At 72.1% G+C, this 16987-nt stretch carries 12 protein-coding genes and 1 pseudogene; 6 read left to right on the top strand and 7 right to left on the bottom strand.

The window, feature by feature from the left end; all coding sequences use genetic code 11:
- Positions 1 to 172: 172 nt before the first annotated feature.
- The 3 genes from KV381_RS11810 to KV381_RS11800 form a co-directional block, all read right to left on the bottom strand.
- On the bottom strand, positions 173 to 484 hold the full coding sequence (locus KV381_RS11810; protein WP_032787508.1) for a hypothetical protein: 312 nt from the start codon (positions 482 to 484) through the stop codon (positions 173 to 175).
- Between the two features lie 246 nt (positions 485 to 730).
- Positions 731 to 1000, bottom strand: a complete 270-nt coding sequence (locus KV381_RS11805; protein ID WP_030632095.1) for a DUF1905 domain-containing protein — start codon at positions 998 to 1000, stop codon at positions 731 to 733.
- Between the two features lie 112 nt (positions 1001 to 1112).
- On the bottom strand, positions 1113 to 2795 hold the full coding sequence (locus tag KV381_RS11800) for a PucR family transcriptional regulator ligand-binding domain-containing protein (RefSeq protein ID WP_086779072.1): 1683 nt from the start codon (positions 2793 to 2795) through the stop codon (positions 1113 to 1115).
- 104 nt (positions 2796 to 2899) lie between these two features.
- Here KV381_RS11800 and KV381_RS11795 point away from each other — a divergent pair, with 104 nt between their 5' ends.
- The 3 genes from KV381_RS11795 to KV381_RS11785 all read left to right on the top strand — a co-directional run bounded on the left by KV381_RS11795 (position 2900) and on the right by KV381_RS11785 (position 7336).
- Positions 2900 to 4408, top strand: a complete 1509-nt coding sequence (locus tag KV381_RS11795; RefSeq protein ID WP_193463243.1) for a sodium:solute symporter — start codon at positions 2900 to 2902, stop codon at positions 4406 to 4408.
- 259 nt (positions 4409 to 4667) lie between these two features.
- On the top strand, positions 4668 to 5657 hold the full coding sequence (speB, locus tag KV381_RS11790; RefSeq protein WP_006124663.1) for an agmatinase: 990 nt from the start codon (positions 4668 to 4670) through the stop codon (positions 5655 to 5657).
- Positions 5654 to 7336, top strand: a complete 1683-nt coding sequence (locus KV381_RS11785) for a thiamine pyrophosphate-binding protein (RefSeq protein ID WP_030085460.1) — start codon at positions 5654 to 5656, stop codon at positions 7334 to 7336. The genes speB and KV381_RS11785 overlap by 4 nt, the downstream gene beginning before the upstream one ends.
- Before the next feature lie 46 nt (positions 7337 to 7382).
- On the opposite strand, the gene KV381_RS36435 is transcribed toward KV381_RS11785, so the two are convergent.
- Together KV381_RS36435 and KV381_RS11775 are read right to left on the bottom strand one after the other, a co-directional pair.
- Entirely contained in the window at positions 7383 to 7805 is a 423-nt protein-coding gene (locus KV381_RS36435) for a helix-turn-helix domain-containing protein (RefSeq protein ID WP_050505022.1), read from the bottom strand.
- Positions 7805 to 8194 carry a type II toxin-antitoxin system RelE/ParE family toxin gene (locus KV381_RS11775; RefSeq protein ID WP_030632104.1) on the bottom strand — a complete coding sequence of 130 codons (390 nt, stop codon included), beginning with the start codon at positions 8192 to 8194 and terminating at the stop codon, positions 7805 to 7807. The genes KV381_RS36435 and KV381_RS11775 overlap by 1 nt, the downstream gene beginning before the upstream one ends.
- Positions 8195 to 8390: 196 nt before the next feature.
- Here KV381_RS11775 and KV381_RS11770 point away from each other — a divergent pair, with 196 nt between their 5' ends.
- From KV381_RS11770 to KV381_RS11760, 3 genes and pseudogenes are all read left to right on the top strand, one after another.
- On the top strand, positions 8391 to 12122 hold the full coding sequence (locus KV381_RS11770; protein ID WP_218785180.1) for an ABC transporter ATP-binding protein: 3732 nt from the start codon (positions 8391 to 8393) through the stop codon (positions 12120 to 12122).
- 211 nt (positions 12123 to 12333) lie between these two features.
- Positions 12334 to 12683: pseudogene (locus KV381_RS11765) on the top strand (hypothetical protein).
- A gap of 91 nt (positions 12684 to 12774) precedes the next feature.
- Entirely contained in the window at positions 12775 to 14256 is a 1482-nt protein-coding gene (locus tag KV381_RS11760; RefSeq protein ID WP_103539004.1) for a S28 family serine protease, read from the top strand.
- A 109-nt stretch (positions 14257 to 14365) separates the two neighbouring features.
- Here the strand turns inward: KV381_RS11760 and KV381_RS11755 are convergent, their stop codons facing one another.
- A complete protein-coding gene (locus KV381_RS11755; protein ID WP_218785179.1) occupies positions 14366 to 15028 on the bottom strand; it encodes a hypothetical protein in 663 nt (220 codons plus the stop codon).
- A gap of 126 nt (positions 15029 to 15154) precedes the next feature.
- The gene (locus KV381_RS11750; protein WP_218785178.1) at positions 15155 to 16987 is read right to left on the bottom strand and encodes a glycoside hydrolase family 3 protein; all 1833 of its coding nucleotides are present in this window, start codon (positions 16985 to 16987) and stop codon (positions 15155 to 15157) included.

Raw genomic sequence — 16987 nt, 5'->3', positions numbered from 1 at the left:
GGAAACCTATCATCGTGATGTTCCGATATTTCGGGCCAATTGGGCAAAGTGCGTGGTGCGACAGGCGTATTTCCGAGTTCGGCGAAATATCGCCTGCAACGCGTATCCGGTGAATTTCCGGCCACTTGGTCGTCCTTCGGCCGTGTCTCGGCTGCTTCCCGGCCGGAGCTGATCAGGGGCCCTTCTCCGTGCCGGAAGATCCGGAGGGGCCGGAAGAATGCGGCGGCGCGTACCGCTGGGCTTGCCGCTGCTGTTGCTGCTTCTCCTGCTCAGCTTTCTGTTTGTCCAGCGTGTGCTGGAGGAAGGACCAGCCGACGCAACCGGCGCAGAGTACAGCGGTGATGGCGATGCCCGCGAATACCTTCCCGAGCCGCTCGTCGGCGGTGCGTCGTGCGCGCCCCGCACCGAAGAGCAGGGCATCTCGCATCCTGCGGCGGCGTACCCCCACCGATTCCAGCAGTTGACTGTCGTAATCCCGTGCCACGCGACCCCCCTTTGCCACTGCAACATACCGAGCGGTGGTCGCGGAGTACACACCAGGGGTACGGAGGCGAGGGTGCGCGGTGTTTCACGCCCGGCCGGGGCGCGTCCAGTCGCGGCTATCGCGTACGACGGTAAATCCGGCCGATCGGTAGAACGCTATGGCTGCGTCGTCGGCGGCCGGAGTCAGGACGGCCACAGCACTCGCACCCGCGCTCGGCGCGGAGCCAGTGCCCCGGTCCGGCCCCGGTCATCCGGCAATGCGCTCCTCCAGGTGGACCGTCACGCTGTCTCCCTCCTCCTTGCCGATCGCCTTGCGTACGTCCGCCTTCACCGGCAGCTTGTGCGTACCGTCGCCCAGGGCCATGAACGAGCTCCGGAACGGATGGCCGTCGATGGTGCCCCGGACCTTCACCAGGCCACGGGTGCCGAAGAACTCGGCCGACTCGGGCCACACGACGTAGGTCCAGCCGCCCTTGCTCGGACTCTTCCGCAAGGTCGCGGTGAATTGCTCGTCCATCGTCGATTCGCTTCCTTCCCTCATCGTGGTGTTCACCAGTAGGACGGGGGTGGACGCGGAAACTCATCGGCGGTCGCGGAGAGCGGTCGCAGGGCCCCTGTGTCCTGCGGGTTCAGCCTTGCCGCAGGGCGAACCACAGCTCCGTCCGTACGTCCATGTCGTCCAGGTCCATGCCCAGCAACTCCCCGCACCGCCCGATGCGTTGGCGCACGGTGTTGCGGTGAACGGCCAGGGCCACCGCCGTACGGTCCCAGTTGCCGTGGAGCGAGAGCCAGCAGCGCAGGGTGTCGGCCAGCGGCGCGGTGAGCGGGGCGAGGAGGGCGCGGGCGTGGGCGGCCGCCTGTTCGGGCGGGACCAGGGCGGCGAGGCCGTTCGCGGGGGCGTCCGTCGTCAGCGCGGCCCGGGTCGCCTGTGCGTGGGCCAGGGCGCGGGCGGCCTGGTGGTCGGCGGCGTCGAGGGCGGTGACCGGGGTGGGGGCGGATGCGCCGAGCGTCCAGCCGGGCTGTGGGGTGACCCGGGGCGGTTCGGGGGCGCCCGGCAGCAGTACCCGTACCGGTTCGCCGTCCCCGCGGCCCGCGTCGACCAGGGCCGTGCCCAGCGATGCGCCCAGGGCCCCGGCGGTCAGGGCGTCCGCCGGGGCGCCGTTCGTGCGGCGGGCATGGATCACCGTCCAGGGGCCGGTGGCGCCGAGGAGCGGGGCCGCCTCGGCGGGGGAGGCGCCCAGGAGCATGCGGACCAGGGCCGCCGAACGGCCCGCCGCGTCCGCGCCCTGGTGCGGGGCGGCCAGGAGCGAGAGGAGGACCACCGCGATGCCCGCCACCGTGTGGTCGCCGGGCTCCCGTCGCCGGGTCGCGAGCGCCAGGACCAGGCCTTCGGCGCCGCCCAGTGCGTATGCGGCCAGGTGGGTGTCGCCGTGGGTGTCGGTGGCCGAGGTGGGGGCGCCGGGGCGTTCGCGGGCCACCACCCGGGCCAGGCGGGTCAGGGCTGCCGTCGTCCGCGGTGCGGGGTGGCGTCCTGCCGTGGGGGTCTCCTCGGCCGGCGGGCGTCCTGCCACGGGGGTCCCCTCGGTCGGCGGGCGGCTTGCCGTGGGGATCCCCTCGGCAGGCGGGCGTCCTGCCGTGGGGATCCCCTCGGCAGGCGGGCGTCCTGCCGTGAGGTTCCCCTCGGCCGGCCGGCGGCCCGTCGCGGAGGTTGCCTCGGCCGGGGCGCGGCCCGCCGCGTGGATCTCCTCGCCCCGTGCCGTCAGCAGGGCCGCCCGGCCGCCGAGCTGCGCCGCGAGCTGGTGGAGCACCGCCGGTACGGGGTCGGGGCGGGCCGCGGCCGTCGCCAGGGCCTGCTGGGCGCGGGTCACCCGGCGCAGCTCGCGGTGGCGTGCCTCGGCCATCAGACGCCACACCGCCCGCGCGATCGTCGTGAACGGGGTCGCGGGCGGCACCTCCAGCAGCGGCAGGCCGTGCCGGTCGCACGCCTCGATCAGCGCGGCCGGCACCGTCTCGTGCACCGGGCGCACCCCGAAGCCCAGCGCCGCCGCGCCCGCCTCCACCAGCCGGCCGACGTAGTGGTCCGGGTCCGTCAGCAGCACCCCGGCGCTCAGCAGCAGCTCGCCGCCGAGGAGGTACGGATACGGGTCCGCCATCTCCGAGGTGTGCACCCAGAGCAGATCGGCGTCGGCCGGGCCCGCGATCCGGCGCAGGCCCAGCTCCTCCCGGGACAGGAGTTCCGCCAGCGGGATGGGCGGGGTCGGCGGGCCGGGCGGTGAGGCCGGGGGCGGGGTCGGCATGGATGGTTCGTCCATTCGGGGCGTCGTGAATGGAGGAAACGTACACTTCAGCGTCGGCTTTCGGCCACCTACCGTCTTCCTCGCACGTACATCTGTTTGCGCGAGACGGAGGGAAGCCCATGGCTGTCGACTACGCCGTGATCGTCGTCTACCTGGCCGGCATGCTCGCCATGGGCTGGTGGGGCATGCGCCGCGCCAAGTCCAAGAGCGAGTTCCTGGTCGCGGGCCGCCGCCTCGGGCCGGGCATGTACTCCGGCACCATGGCCGCGATCGTCCTCGGCGGCGCGTCCACCATCGGCGGTGTCGGGCTCGGCTACCAGTACGGTCTCTCCGGCGCGTGGATGGTCTTCACCATCGGCCTCGGGCTCCTCGCGCTCTCCGTCTTCTTCTCGGCGCGCATCGCCCGGCTGAAGGTCTACACCGTCTCCGAGATGCTCGACCTGCGCTACGGCGGGCGGGCCGGGATCATCTCCGGCGTCGTCATGTGGGCGTACACGCTGATGCTCGCGGTCACCTCGACCATCGCGTACGCCACCATCTTCGACGTCCTCTTCGACGTGAACCGCACCGTCGCGATCGTCCTCGGCGGCACCATCGTCGTCGCGTACTCGACGCTCGGCGGCATGTGGTCGATCACGCTCACCGACATGGTCCAGTTCGTCGTCAAGACCATCGGGGTGCTGCTGCTCCTGCTGCCCATCGCCGTCGTCAAGGCGGGCGGCTTCAGCGAGATGAAGGCCCAGCTGCCGACCGAGTACTTCGACCCGCTCGGCATCGGCGGCGAGACGATCTTCACGTACGTGCTGATCTACACCTTCGGCATGCTCATCGGGCAGGACATCTGGCAGCGCGTCTTCACCGCGCGCAGTGACACGACGGCGCGGTGGGGCGGGACGGTCGCCGGTACGTACTGTCTCGTCTACGCCATCGCCGGGGCGGTCATCGGCACCGCCGCCAAGGTGATGTACCCGAACCTGGCCAGTGCGGACGCGGCCTTCGCGACGATCGTCAAGGACGAGCTGCCGGTGGGCGTGCGCGGGCTGGTGCTCGCCGCGGCGCTGGCCGCCGTGATGTCGACCTCCTCCGGGGCGCTGATCGCCTGTGCCACGGTCGCCAACAACGACATCTGGTCCCGGTTGCGGGGGGTCGTCGGCGGGGGCGGGGGCGGCGACGAGCCGCATGACGAGGTCAAGGGGAACCGGGCGTTCATCCTCATCATGGGCGTCGCCGTCATCCTGATCGCCATCGCGCTGAACGATGTGGTGGAGGCGCTGACCGTCGCGTACAACCTGCTGGTCGGCGGACTGCTCGTGCCGATCATCGGCGGGCTGCTGTGGCGGCGCGGTACGGCGGCCGGGGCGTTGTCGGCGGTGTGCGTGGGGGGTGTGACGGTGGTCGGGCTGATGTGGCACTACGGGATCCTCGCCAATCAGCCGATCTACTACGGGCTGCTGGCGTCGCTGGCCGTGTACGTCGTGGTCTCGCTGGCCACGCCGCCTACGGATGCGGCTGTGTTGGCCGCGTGGCGCGAGCGGTTGGCGGGGCGCGGCGCCCCCGAGGCCGGGGCCGACGCCCCGGTCCCGGCCCACTCCAGCCCGTCCGCCACCTCCAGCCCGTCCGGCGTTTGAGGACGGAACCCTTGCGCCGGATCACCCCAGCCCGTCCGGCGTTTGAGGACGGAACCCTCGGGCCGGATCTGGCCGCCCTCAGAGATGCCCTCAATCGCCGGGCGGGCTGGGGGTGGACGTCCTCAAACGCCGGGCGGGCTTGGTTTGGCCGGGCTTGAGGGCGGAGCGGGTGCCGGGCGCCCCCGGCACCCCACCGCAACCCGCACACTTGACACCGTACGAAACCTGTACGAATCCAGAAACGAAAGGCACACCCCCCATGAGCAGCACCGATTCGCCGCGCGGCCCCATCGACTCCTCCCGCGTCCCGCGGTACGCCGGGCCCGCGACGTTCGCCCGGCTGCCCCGGCTCGACGAGGTCGGGCGGACCGATGTCGCCGTCGTCGGCGTGCCCTTCGACACCGGGGTCTCCTACCGGCCCGGCGCCCGCTTCGGCGGCAACGCCATCCGTGAGGCGTCCCGGCTGCTGCGCCCGTACAACCCGGCCCAGGACGCCTCCCCGTTCGCCCTCGCCCAGGTCGCCGACGCCGGCGACATCGCGGCGAACCCGTTCAACATCAACGAGGCCGTCGAGACCATCGAGGGCGCGGCCGACGACCTCCTGGGCACCGGCGCACGCCTGATGACCCTCGGCGGCGACCACACCATCGCTCTGCCCCTCCTGCGCTCCGTCGCCAAGAAGCACGGGCCCGTCGCCCTGCTCCACTTCGACGCGCACCTGGACACCTGGGACACCTACTTCGGCGCCGAGTACACCCACGGCACCCCGTTCCGCCGGGCCGTCGAGGAGGGCATCCTCGACACCTCCGCCCTCTCCCACGTCGGCACCCGCGGCCCCCTTTACGGCAAGCAGGACCTGACCGACGACGAGAAGATGGGCTTCGGCATCGTCACCTCCGCCGACGTCATGCGGCGCGGCGTCGACGAGATCGCCGACCAGCTCCGTCAGCGCATCGGCGACCGGCCGCTCTACATCTCCATCGACATCGACGTGCTCGACCCCGCGCACGCCCCCGGCACCGGCACCCCCGAGGCCGGCGGCCTCACCTCCCGTGAGCTGCTGGAGATCCTGCGCGGGCTCTCCTCCTGCCACCTCGTCTCCGCCGACCTGGTCGAGGTCGCCCCCGCGTACGACCACGCCGAGATCACCTCCGTGGCCGCCTCCCACGCCGCGTACGAGCTGACGACGATCATGTCCCGGCAGATCGCGGCCTCCCGGAGCCCCCAGAGCGCCGAGGACGCCAAGTGAGCCACGACCACGACGACCGGCCGCAGCTCACCGCCGCCCAGGCCGCCGCCGCACTGGATCCGCCGGCCGGCCGCAACGGCGGCGACCTCGTCGTCGAGTCCCTCCAGGGCCTCGGCGCGACCACCGTCTTCGGGCTGCCCGGCCAGCACGCGCTCGGCATGTTCGACGCGCTGCGCCGCTCCTCCCTCTCGTACGTCGGACTCCGCGTCGAGAACAACGCGGGCTTCGCCGCCGACGCGTACGGCCGGATCACGGGGGAGGTCGCGCCGCTGCTCCTGTCCACCGGGCCCGGTGCGCTCACCTCGCTCGCCGCGCTCCAGGAGGCGGCCGCCGCCTCCGCGCCGGTGCTCGCCATCTCCAGCCAGATCCCGACGGCGGGGCTCGGCGGCGGGCGGCACGGCTATCTCCACGAGCTGCGCGACCAGCAGGCCTCCGTCCGCGACATCGTGAAGTCCGTGCACACCGTGCGGACCGCGTCGCAGATCCCGTCCGCCATCGCCGCCGCCTGGGAGTCCGCGCTGACCGCCCCGCACGGGCCGGTCTGGGTGGAGATCCCGCAGGACGTGCTGCTGGCCGAGACCACGCTGCCCGTCGTCAGTGCCATGGACGCCACTCCGCGCGAGCTGTACCCGCGGCCCGAACTGACCATCGCCGCCGCGCATCTGCTGTCCAACGCCGAGCGGCCCGTGATCATCGCGGGTGGCGGAGTCGTACGCTCCGACGCCTCCGGCAAGCTCCTCGCGCTGGCCGAGAAGATCGACGCGCCGGTCGTCACCACCTTCGGCGGCAAGGGCGCGTTTCCCTGGGAGCACCCGCTGTCGCTGCGGTCCTGGCTGGAGGACCGCCACACCACCGACTTCCTGGAGGACGCGGACGTCCTGCTCGTCGTCGGCTCCGGGCTCGGCGAACTCTCCTCGAACTACCACACCTTCCGCCCGCGCGGCCGGGTGATCCAGATCGAGGCGGACGCCGGGAAGCTGGAGTCCAACCACCCCGCCCTCGGTATCCACTCCGACGCCCGTGAGGCCCTGGCCGACCTGCTGGAGGCGGTCGAGCGGCGCGAGGACGCCGGTGCCGCCGAACGCGTACGTACGGTGCTGGAGAAGGTACGGGTCCGGATCGAGGACCAGGAACTCACCCTGGAGCAGCAGGTCCTCGCCGCCGTCCGCGAGGCGCTGCCCGACGCCGCGCCCAGCTTCTGGGACATGACGATCCTGGCGTACTGGGCCTGGTCCGCCTTCGACGCCCGGCGCCCCAACACCATGCACTCCGCCCAGGGCGCGGGCGGCCTCGGCTACGCCTTCCCGGCGGCCGTCGGCGCGGCCGCCGCCGACCCGACGAAGCCCGTGCTCGCGGTCTCCGGCGACGGCGGCGCGATGTACTCCATCGCGGAGCTGGCCACCGCGCGTCAGTACGACCTGCCGCTGACCTGGCTGATCGTCGACGACGGCGGCTACGGCATCCTGCGCGAGTACATGACGGGGGCCTTCGGCGAGGCCACCGCCACCGAGCTGTCCCGCCCGGACTTCGTCGCGCTCGCCGAGTCCTTCGGCGTACCGGCCGTGCGTACGACACCGGAGTCGCTCGCCGCCGACCTGGGCAAGGCGCTGGCGGCCCCGGGGCCTTCGGTCGTCGTGCTTCCGGCGCTGCTGCGGATGTTCGAGCCGACGCATCTGTAGGCCGCTCGGCGGCTGTGAGGCAGGGGTGGCGCGCACCGCGTGCGGGCTACCCCTGCGCCGCCTGCGGGGTCTGGTCGTCGACGGCTTCGGACTCCTCCGGGCCGGAGCCCCGCCCGGCCGCCGCCTTCGGTGTGTCACCGTCGAGGTCGGTGAACGTCACGTGGCTGCTGCTCCCGAACAGCTCCATCCGGAACACCGCCTCCATGGCACGGGCCAGCCGTGCCAGCAGAGGCACGGTGGGCACCGTGCCGCCGAGCTCCAGCTTCGAGACCTGCGGCTGGGTCATACCGGCGCGCCGGGCCAGCTCGGTCTGTGAGATGCCGAGGGCGGTCCGTCGGTCGTACACGGCCTGCCCGAGGTCGAACGCGAGAGAGATCTCCTCGCGGCGCCGCTCCACCTCGGGGTCCTCGGCGATCCCCTGGGCGACCTTCTCGTCGCGGGCGAACTTCCAGCGTGCGTGGCTGACCATTACCGCTTCTCCTTCTCCTCGTCGGCTGTGCGCGTGTACACATCGTGAGCCGGTTGGTGCTCGGTCGCGCAGAGCACCTTGGCGCGCTTGGCACGGGCGACCTCGGCCGTCTCCCGCTGCCGGGTCTTGCGGAAGACGGTAAGCAGGACGATCCGCCGATCCGGTGCGAGCCAATAGGGAATCCGGGTCGCGAACCCCTGTCGGCCAAGGCTGAACCGCAGCTCGCGGACGCCGTCGCCGAGGTGCCGGGAGTACGGCTCCCCGAGCGTCGTGGGGCGCTCCCGCAACAGCTCGGCGACGTGTTCGACCACGAGGAAGTCGTTGAACGGCAGGTTCATCAGCCACAGCCGAACCTCGGGTTCGATCTCGATCACATAGGGCGTATCCATATATCGGAACGTATAGATACTCCAGTGTATGACGCCCGTCTTCCCGATGCAGTCACCCGCAGGGGTGATCTGCCCCGATCGGTTGTCGCACCTCGCCCCGCCCCGATTGTTGCGGAGGGATGAAATCCGCTCCCCGCCGTGTTGGTGCCTCCGGAAGATCGAACGGGACGGACCGAACGGGACGGGGAGGCAACGCGTGACGAGCGCAGAGCAACAGGGCTGGGGCCGACGGCTGACCGGGTACGCGTGGCGGTACCGGCGGAACGTCGTGCTCGCTCTCGGCTCGTCGCTCGCCGGTATGGGCGTCATGGCCCTCGTGCCGCTCATCACCAAGGTGATCATCGACGACGTGGTCACCGACCACACCCGGTCGCTCGTCGTCTGGACCGGCCTGCTCATCGGCGCGGCCGTCCTCGTCTACATCGCCACCTACATCCGCCGCTACTACGGCGGCCGGCTCGCCCTCGACGTCCAGCACGATCTGCGTACGGACATGTACGCCACCGTCACCCGGCTCGACGGGAAGCGTCAGGACGAGCTGTCCACCGGGCAGGTCGTCGGCCGGGCCACCAGCGACCTCCAGCTGATCCAGGGGCTGCTGTTCATGCTCCCGATGACCATCGGGAACGTCCTGCTCTTCCTCATCTCCCTGGTGATCATGGCGTGGCTCTCGCTGCCCCTGACCCTCGTCGCGCTCGCCGTCGCCCCCGCCCTCTGGTTCATCGCCCGCCGCTCCCGTACCCGCCTCTTCCCCGCCACCTGGTACGCCCAGAGCCAGGCCGCCGCCGTCGCCGGAGTCGTCGACGGGGCCGTCTCCGGGGTCCGGGTCGTCAAGGGGTTCGGGCAGGAGGACCAGGAGACCGGCAAGCTCCGCGAGGTCGGGCGGCGGCTGTTCGCCGGGCGGCTGCGCACCATCCGGCTGAACTCCCGCTACACCCCCGCCCTCCAGGCCGTGCCCGCCCTCGGCCAGGTCGCCATGCTCGCCCTCGGCGGCTGGCTGGCCACCCGGGGCGAGATCACGCTCGGCACGTTCGTCGCCTTCTCCACCTACCTCGCCCAGCTCGTCGGCCCGGTCCGGATGCTCGCCATGGTCCTCACCGTCGGCCAGCAGGCCCGCGCCGGCGTCGAACGCGTCCTGGAGCTGATCGACACCGAGCCCTCCCTGCGGGACGGTACGAAGGAGCTGCCCGCCGACGCCCCGGCCGGGATCGAGTTCGACGACGTCACCTTTGGATACGAGGACGACCGGCCCGTTCTCGACGGGTTCTCGCTCACCGTCGAACCCGGCGAGACCGTCGCCGTCGTCGGCGCCTCCGGCAGCGGCAAGTCCACCGTCTCGCTCCTGCTGCCCCGCTTCTACGACGTCTCCCACGGGGCCGTCCTCATCGGCGGCCACGACGTCCGCGAACTCACCCAGGCCTCCCTGCGCGCCGCCATCGGACTCGTCCCCGAGGACAGCTTCCTGTTCTCCGACACCGTCCGCGCCAACATCGCCTACGGCCTGCCCGACGCCACCCAGGAGCAGATCGAGGCGGCCGCCCGCGCCGCCCAGGCCCACGGGTTCATCTCCGACCTGCCGAACGGGTACGACACCACCGTCGGCGAGCACGGCCTCACCCTCTCCGGCGGCCAGCGCCAGCGCGTCGCCCTCGCCCGCGCCATCCTCACCGACCCCCGGCTCCTCCTCCTCGACGACGCCACCTCCGCCGTCGACGCCCGCGTCGAGCACGAGATCCACGAGGCGCTGAAACAGGTGATGGCGGGGCGCACCACCCTGCTCATCGCCCACCGGCGCTCCACCCTCCAGCTCGCCGACCGCATCGCCGTCCTGGACGGCGGGAAGCTCGCCGCGGTCGGCACCCACCAGGAGCTGGAGCGCACCTCCGCGCTCTACCGCCGCCTCCTCACCGACCCCGACGAGCTCGGCGGCACCTCGCCCGGCCACCGGCCGCCGCGCACCGGGACGGACCTGGAGGACGACCGCGCCCTCCAGGAGGAGCTGGACGCCGAGTTCGACGCGGAGCGCGGCATCACCCCCGAGCTGTGGATCCGCAAGGAGGAGGAGCGGGACACCACCGTCGCCGGTATGCCCGCCACGCCCGAACTGCTCGCCCAGGTCGAGGCGCTGCCGCCCGCCACCGACACCCCCGAGGTCGACGAGGCCGCCGCGGTGCGCCCGGAGGAGTCCTACGGGCTGCGCCGGCTGCTGCGCGGGTTCGGCGCGGCCCTGCTCATCAGCCTCGGGCTCGTCGCCGTCGACGCCGGCATGGGCCTGCTGCTGCCGGTCCTCATCCGGCACGGCATCGACGAGGGCGTCAGCCAGATCTCGATCGGCGCGGTGTGGGCGGCCTCCGCGCTCGCACTGGTCGTCGTGCTCGTCCAGTGGATCGCCCAGACCGGCGAGATCCGGATGACCGGCCGGACCGGCGAACGGATCCTCTACGCCCTCCGCCTGAAGATCTTCGCCCAGCTCCAGCGCCTCGGCCTCGACTACTACGAGCGCGAGCTGACCGGCCGGATCATGACCCGGATGACGACGGACGTCGACGCGCTCTCCACGTTCCTCCAGACCGGACTCGTCACCGCGTTCGTCTCCGTGGTCACCTTCTTCGGCATCATGGTCGCGCTGCTCGTCCTGGACATCCAGCTCGCCCTGGTCGTCTTCGCCACCCTGCCCGTGCTGATCATCGGCACCTTCTTCTTCCGGCGCAGCAGCGTCAAGGCGTACGAACTGGCCCGGACCCGCATCAGCGCCGTCAACGCCGACCTCCAGGAGTCCGTCTCCGGCCTCCGGATCGTCCAGGCCTTCGGCCGCGAGCACGACGGGGTCGCCCGCTACGCCGAGCGCAGCGACCACTACCGCCAGGCCCGGGTACGCGGCCAATGGCTGATCTCCGTCTACTTCCCGTTCGTCCAGCTGCTGGCCTCCGTCGCCGCCGCCGCGGTGATGATCGTCGGCGCGGGCCGGATCGACAACGGCACGCTGACCGTCGGCGCCCTGGTCGCCTACCTCCTCTACATCGACCTGTTCTTCGCCCCCGTCCAGCAGCTCTCGCAGGTCTTCGACGGCTACCAGCAGGCCACCGTCTCGCTCGGCCGCATCCAGGAGCTGCTGCGCGAGCCCACCTCCACCGCCGACCCGGACGAACCGCTCGACGTGCTCTCGCTGCGCGGCGAGATCGCGTTCGAGGACGTCTCCTTCGCGTACGGCTCCGACGAGGAGGCCCTCACCGGCGTCGACCTGCGGATCCCGGCCGGTCAGACGGTGGCGTTCGTCGGGGAGACCGGGGCCGGGAAGTCGACCCTGGTCAAGCTCGTCGCCCGGTACTACGACCCCACCGGCGGCCGGGTCACCGCCGACGGCACCGACCTCCGCCGCCTCGACATGACCGCCTACCGGCACCGCCTCGGCGTCGTCCCGCAGGAGGCGTACCTCTTCGCCGGTACGGTCCGCGACGCCATCGCCTACGGGCTGCCCGACGCCACCGACGCCGAGGTGGAGGCCGCCGCCCGCGCGGTCGGCGCGCACGAGATGATCGCCACGCTGGAGGACGGCTACCTCCACGAGGTCGCCGAGCGCGGCCGCAACCTCTCCGCCGGACAGCGCCAGCTCATCGCGCTGGCCCGCGCCGAGCTGGTCGACCCGGACGTGCTGCTCCTGGACGAGGCCACCGCCGCCCTCGACCTCGCCACCGAGGCCCTGGTCAACCAGGCCACCGACCGGCTCGCCGGCCGCCGTACCACGCTGGTGGTGGCCCACCGGCTGACCACCGCCGCCCGCGCCGACCGGGTCGTGGTGATGGACCACGGGCGCGTCGTCGAGGACGGTACGCACGACGAACTGCTCGCCCGGGACGGGCGGTACGCCCGGCTGTGGCGCACCTTCATCGGCGAGGGCATAGGGGAGGACGAACCGGCGGGCGTCTGAGCCCGCCGTGCAACCTCCCACCCGCCCGCTGCGTCGTAGTCAGGAACGCACTGGTGCGTACAGACGTCAGGTGGGGGCGAATGTGTTCGACATAGCTGCGGGACCGGCGAGACGGACGGCCGCGAAACCGGCGGACGTGCGACCGGCGGACGTGCGACCGGCGGACGTGCGACCGGCGGACGTGCGACCGGCGGCCGCGAGGAAGCGGTCGATGCCGGTCCGCCTCCTCGTCCTGCCCCTGCTGCTCGGACTCGTCCCCCTCCTCGGCGCCCCCGGCACCGCCCAGGCCGCCTCCGTCTGCACCGGCCGTCCGGCGAAGACGGTCGGGAGCTCGCTCGGGACAAGAGCGCGCCCCGTCTGCGCACCTCGCGCGGTGACCGTCGCGGCAAACGGCGGACGATGAGCGTCACGCTCCAGCCGCGCGGCGGACGCACCGTCTCCGACAAGGGCTCGTACACGAAGATGGCCGGCCCGGTCACGGTCAACGCGCTGAACCGCTGCGTCCGGGCCACCGGCGGGATCGGCAAGAAATCGGTCTCCACCGGATGGATCCTCTGCTGACATCCTGTGCTGACACGGACAACCAGGTCTGGCGTGGCGTGTGTTGCCCCGATAAGTTCACGGCGACTGTTGTGAATCAAGGGGAGAGTGCATGCGCAAGTCACTCACAGGGGTTCTCTCGCTCGCCGTGCTCATAGGTACGGTCGGAGCCACGGGGGCCTCGGCCGGTGCGGCCACCGCCGCGGAGCCGGCCGCGAAGCGGAGCAGCGGCGCCGTCGGCGGCGAAGCGGGCAACGAGGACATCAAGGACCGCATCCTGGCCATCCCGGGCATGAGTCTGATCGAGGAGAAGCCGTACGCGGGCTACCGCTACTTCGTCCTCAACTACACCCAGCCGGTCGACCACCGGCGCCCGTCCAAGGGCACGTTCCAGCAGCGCGTCACCCTGCTGCACAAGGACGTCTCCCGCCCGACGGTCTTCTTCACCAGCGGCTACAACGTCTCGACCAACCCCAGCCGCAGTGAGCCGACGCAGATCGTCGACGGCAACCAGGTCTCGCTGGAGTACCGCTTCTTCACCCCGTCCCGGCCGGCCCCGGCCGACTGGTCCAAGCTGGACATCTGGCAGGCCGCCAGCGACCAGCACCGGGTGTTCACGGCGCTGAAGAAGATCTACGACAAGAAGTGGCTGGCCACCGGCGGGTCCAAGGGCGGCATGACCGCCACGTACTTCGAGCGCTTCTACCCGAAGGACATGGACGGCGTCGTCGCCTACGTCGCGCCCAACGACGTCGACAACAAGGAGGACTCGGCGTACGACCGGTTCTTCCGCAACGTCGGCACCAAGGAGTGCCGCGACAAGCTGGCCGGTGTGCAGCGCGAGGCGCTGATCCGCCGGGCCCCGCTCCAGAAGAAGTACAAGGAGCAGGCCGCCGCCAACGGCTGGACGTTCAACACCATCGGTTCGCTCGACCGCGCCTACGAGGCCACGGTCATGGACTACGTGTGGGCGTTCTGGCAGTACAGCCTGGTCGCCGACTGCGTGGACCTGCCGGCCGACGCCAAGAAGGCCACCGACGACGACATCTGGAACTCCGTCGACGCCATCTCCGGCTTCTCCGCCTACGCCGACCAGGGCCTGGAGACATACACCCCGTACTACTACCAGGCGGGCACCCAGCTCGGGTCGCCGGACATCAAGCAGCCCTGGCTCGGCAACCTGAGCCGCTACGGCTACCAGCCCCCGCGCAACTTCGTGCCCCGCTCCATCCCGATGACGTTCGACCGGGGCGCCATGCGGGACATCGACAGCTGGGTCAAGCACAACGCCCGGCGGATGATGTACGTCAACGGCGAGAACGACCCGTGGAGCGCGGAGCCGTTCCGCCTCGGCCGCGGCGCGAAGGACAGTGCCGTCTACACCGTCCCCGGCGGCAACCACGGCTCGAAGGTCTCCGGCCTCCCCGAGGCGCAGAAGGCGAAGGCCACCGCCGACATCCTGCGCTGGGCGGGCGTCGCCCCGGCGGCCGTCGAGGCGGACCCGTCGAAGGCGAAGCCGCTGGCGAAGTTCGACAAGAAGCTGGACCAGCGCAACGGTGAGATCGAGCGCGACGAGGCCACCCTGCGCCCGTAGCGGTCAGCCGGTCCTGACGTGATCCGGCTCCGGAGTCGCCCGGTTCCGGAGTCGCCCGGTTCCGGCGTCGCCCGGATTCGGCGTCACCCACGTGGGCTGGGTCCGCCGGTCACCTCCCCGGTGACCGGCGGGCGCAGCCCACCGGCGTGTCCCCGCCCAGCGCGACGAACAGATCCGTGGTGCCGGGGCACTGCGCCCGCCGCTGCACCGCCGACTCCACCCGGTAGCGCGGGGCGCGGCCGCCCGCGTCCTCGCAGGCGGTCTCCGTGACCTGGCCCGCGCGCGACGCCGTGACGCAGTCCCCGACCACGGTCAGCGGACCGCCGCCCTGCCCCGGGTCGCCCGGATGCGGGGGCTCCAGATTCCGCATGCAGGCATAGCCGGTGGTGAGCCGGGAACGGGCCCCGGTGCCCGTCTCGGAGACATGCAGGACGAAGTCGGTGGGGCCCGGGCAGGGCGGGCCCGAGTCCGGGGTGCCGAGGTGCCGGGCCAGCACGGTGGCCGCCGCCTTCTCGCTGCGGCAGGACACCTCCCGGATCTCCGGCCCCCGCGAACTGCAGTCGCCGGGCCCGAGGAACACCACGCCGTACGGTGACGGGCCGGGCTGGGCGGGTACGGGCCCCCGGTCGTCGGTGACCGTTCCGTCGTCCGGGATCCGGCAGGCCGTCAGCAGGAGCGCGGCCACGGCGACGGCGACCGTCAGGACCGCGCCCAGGACCGGCAGCGGGGCGGGCGGCCGGCGCCGGGCCCCCGGGGAAGTGTGCTCGTCCATGAAGAAACCCCCGATACGTCCGTAAAGACGTACACCCGGCGCGGCCCGCCGGAGCGGGGCCACGCCAGGTGCGCGGGGAGCTTTGCGTCTGCGGCCGGATGGCGGTGCCGTCCGGCCGCCGTAGGGCTAGTACGTCAGTCCGTGGCCCACCGGATACAGCACCTGCGTCGGGTCGTCCGCGCGCTGCACCGGAACCGGGAGGGTGCCCTCCGGATCGGCGCGGCCCGCGATCACCCGGGCCGCGGCGCGCAGTTCGACATCGGTCCAGGAGTACGCGGCGAGGCTCGCCGCGACTCCGGTGCCGGTGAGGTGGGCGACGTCGTACGGGTTGCGGACGGCGACGGTGATCACCGGGACGCCGGTCGCCACGAGGGCCGTGACGAGCGTGCGCTGCGAGCTGGTCGCGGTGACGTTGTACGTCGCCACGACCACCGCGTCCTTGCCCTCGGCGGCGGCTACGGCCTCGGCGATCTTCGCCCGGTCCGGAGCCGTGCCGGTGGACAACGCCCGTGCGGTGAAGCCCAGTTCGCCGAAGGCGTGGGCCAGGGTGCCGGTGGGCGGGCCCGTCGTCCCGGACGGCGAGGCCGGATCGGCGCCCACCACCAGCAGCTTGCGGTGGGTGCGGCGGGAGAGCGGCAGCAGCGTGCCCGGGTCGGCGAGCAGGGTCGTCGTGCGCTCGGCGATCCGGTCGGCGGCGGCCCGGTGGGCACGGCTGCCCACCGTGCGCTCGACGCCCCGGTGGCTGACGAACGGGTCCCGGAACAGGCCGAGTCCGCTCTTCAGCCGCAGGATCCGCAGGATCGACGCGTCGATCCTCGCCTCGCTGATCTCGCCGTTCCGTACCGCCTCCAGCACGGCGTTCCAGGCGACGGAGAGGTTCGGCGGGTTCAGCAGCTGGTCCACGCCCGCCAGCAGGGCGAGGACCGGCACGCGGTCGTCGCCGTACTTCGTGCGCACCCCCTCCATGCCGAGCGAGTCGGTGACCACCACCCCGTCGTAGCCCAGCTCCTCGCGGAGGATGCCGGTGAGGATCGGCCGGGAGAGCGTGGCCGGGTCCTCGGACGGGTCGAGTGCGGGGACCACGATGTGCGCGGTCATGATCGAGTCGATCCGGGCCCGGATCGCGGCGCGGAACGGCGGGGCGTCCAGCTCCTCCCACTGGGCGCGGGTGTGGTTGATGACGGGCAGTCCGGTGTGGCTGTCGGTGTTCGTGTCGCCGTGGCCGGGGAAGTGCTTGGCGGTCGAGGCGATGCCCGCGCCCTGATAGCCCTTCACCTGCGCGGCGACCAGGTCGGCCACCGCGTCGGGGTCGGAGCCGAAGGACCGTACGCCGATGACCGGGTTGGCCGGGTTGACGTTGACGTCGGCGTCCGGCGCGTAGTTCTGGTTGATGCCGAGCGCGGCCAGCTCCGCGCCCGCGATCCAGGCGGCCCGCCGGGTGTCGGAGCGCGAGCCGCCCGCGCCGAGGGCCATCGCGCCCGGCAGCAGCGTGGCGGGTTCGCCGACCCGGCAGACGATGCCGTGCTCCTGGTCGGTGGAGACGAGGAGCGGCACCCGGTGGCGCTCGGCGAGCGCGGCGCGCTGGATCCCGTTGGAGAGGCCGGCGATCTGGTGCGGGTCGCGGGTGTTGTGCGCCCAGGTGAAGTAGATGATGCCGCCGACGTGGTACGTGGAGATCAGCTCGGCCGCGGTACGGACCCCGATCTCCTTGAGGTTCGCGTCGATGTCGGCCTGGTCGGGCTCGGTGGCGGAGTGCCCGTAGACCCGCATCACGAAGAGCTGGCCGACCTTCTCCTCCAGGCTCATCCCGGCGATGATCCGCCGCAGCCGATGGTCGGTGAAGCCGTCCGCGGAGTGTGCGGAGGCGGCGGTGGGGGCGGCGAGGACGCCGGTGGCGGCCGCCGCGGTGGCGGCGGCGGTGGCGGTGAGGAGGGTGCGTCTTGAGGTGCGGTGGGGCAC

Origin of the sequence: Streptomyces sp. WY228, from assembly GCF_019287315.1 — a bacterium.
GTDB classification, from domain to species: domain Bacteria; phylum Actinomycetota; class Actinomycetes; order Streptomycetales; family Streptomycetaceae; genus Streptomyces; species Streptomyces caviscabies.
This window is presented reverse-complemented; position numbering and strand designations above follow the sequence as displayed.

What these genes read in the sequence shown, in the direction of transcription:
- speB (WP_006124663.1), top strand. Translation starts at nt 4,668, where the DNA reads ATGAGCAGCACCGATTCGCCGCGCGGCCCCATCGACTCCTCCCGCGTC.
- KV381_RS11805 (WP_030632095.1), bottom strand. Translation starts at nt 1,000, where the DNA reads ATGGACGAGCAATTCACCGCGACCTTGCGGAAGAGTCCGAGCAAGGGC.
- KV381_RS11755 (WP_218785179.1), bottom strand. Translation starts at nt 15,028, where the DNA reads ATGGACGAGCACACTTCCCCGGGGGCCCGGCGCCGGCCGCCCGCCCCG.
- KV381_RS11800 (WP_086779072.1), bottom strand. Translation starts at nt 2,795, where the DNA reads ATGGACGAACCATCCATGCCGACCCCGCCCCCGGCCTCACCGCCCGGC.
- KV381_RS36435 (WP_050505022.1), bottom strand. Translation starts at nt 7,805, where the DNA reads ATGGTCAGCCACGCACGCTGGAAGTTCGCCCGCGACGAGAAGGTCGCC.
- KV381_RS11795 (WP_193463243.1), top strand. Translation starts at nt 2,900, where the DNA reads ATGGCTGTCGACTACGCCGTGATCGTCGTCTACCTGGCCGGCATGCTC.
- KV381_RS11760 (WP_103539004.1), top strand. Translation starts at nt 12,775, where the DNA reads ATGCGCAAGTCACTCACAGGGGTTCTCTCGCTCGCCGTGCTCATAGGT.
- KV381_RS11775 (WP_030632104.1), bottom strand. Translation starts at nt 8,194, where the DNA reads ATGGATACGCCCTATGTGATCGAGATCGAACCCGAGGTTCGGCTGTGG.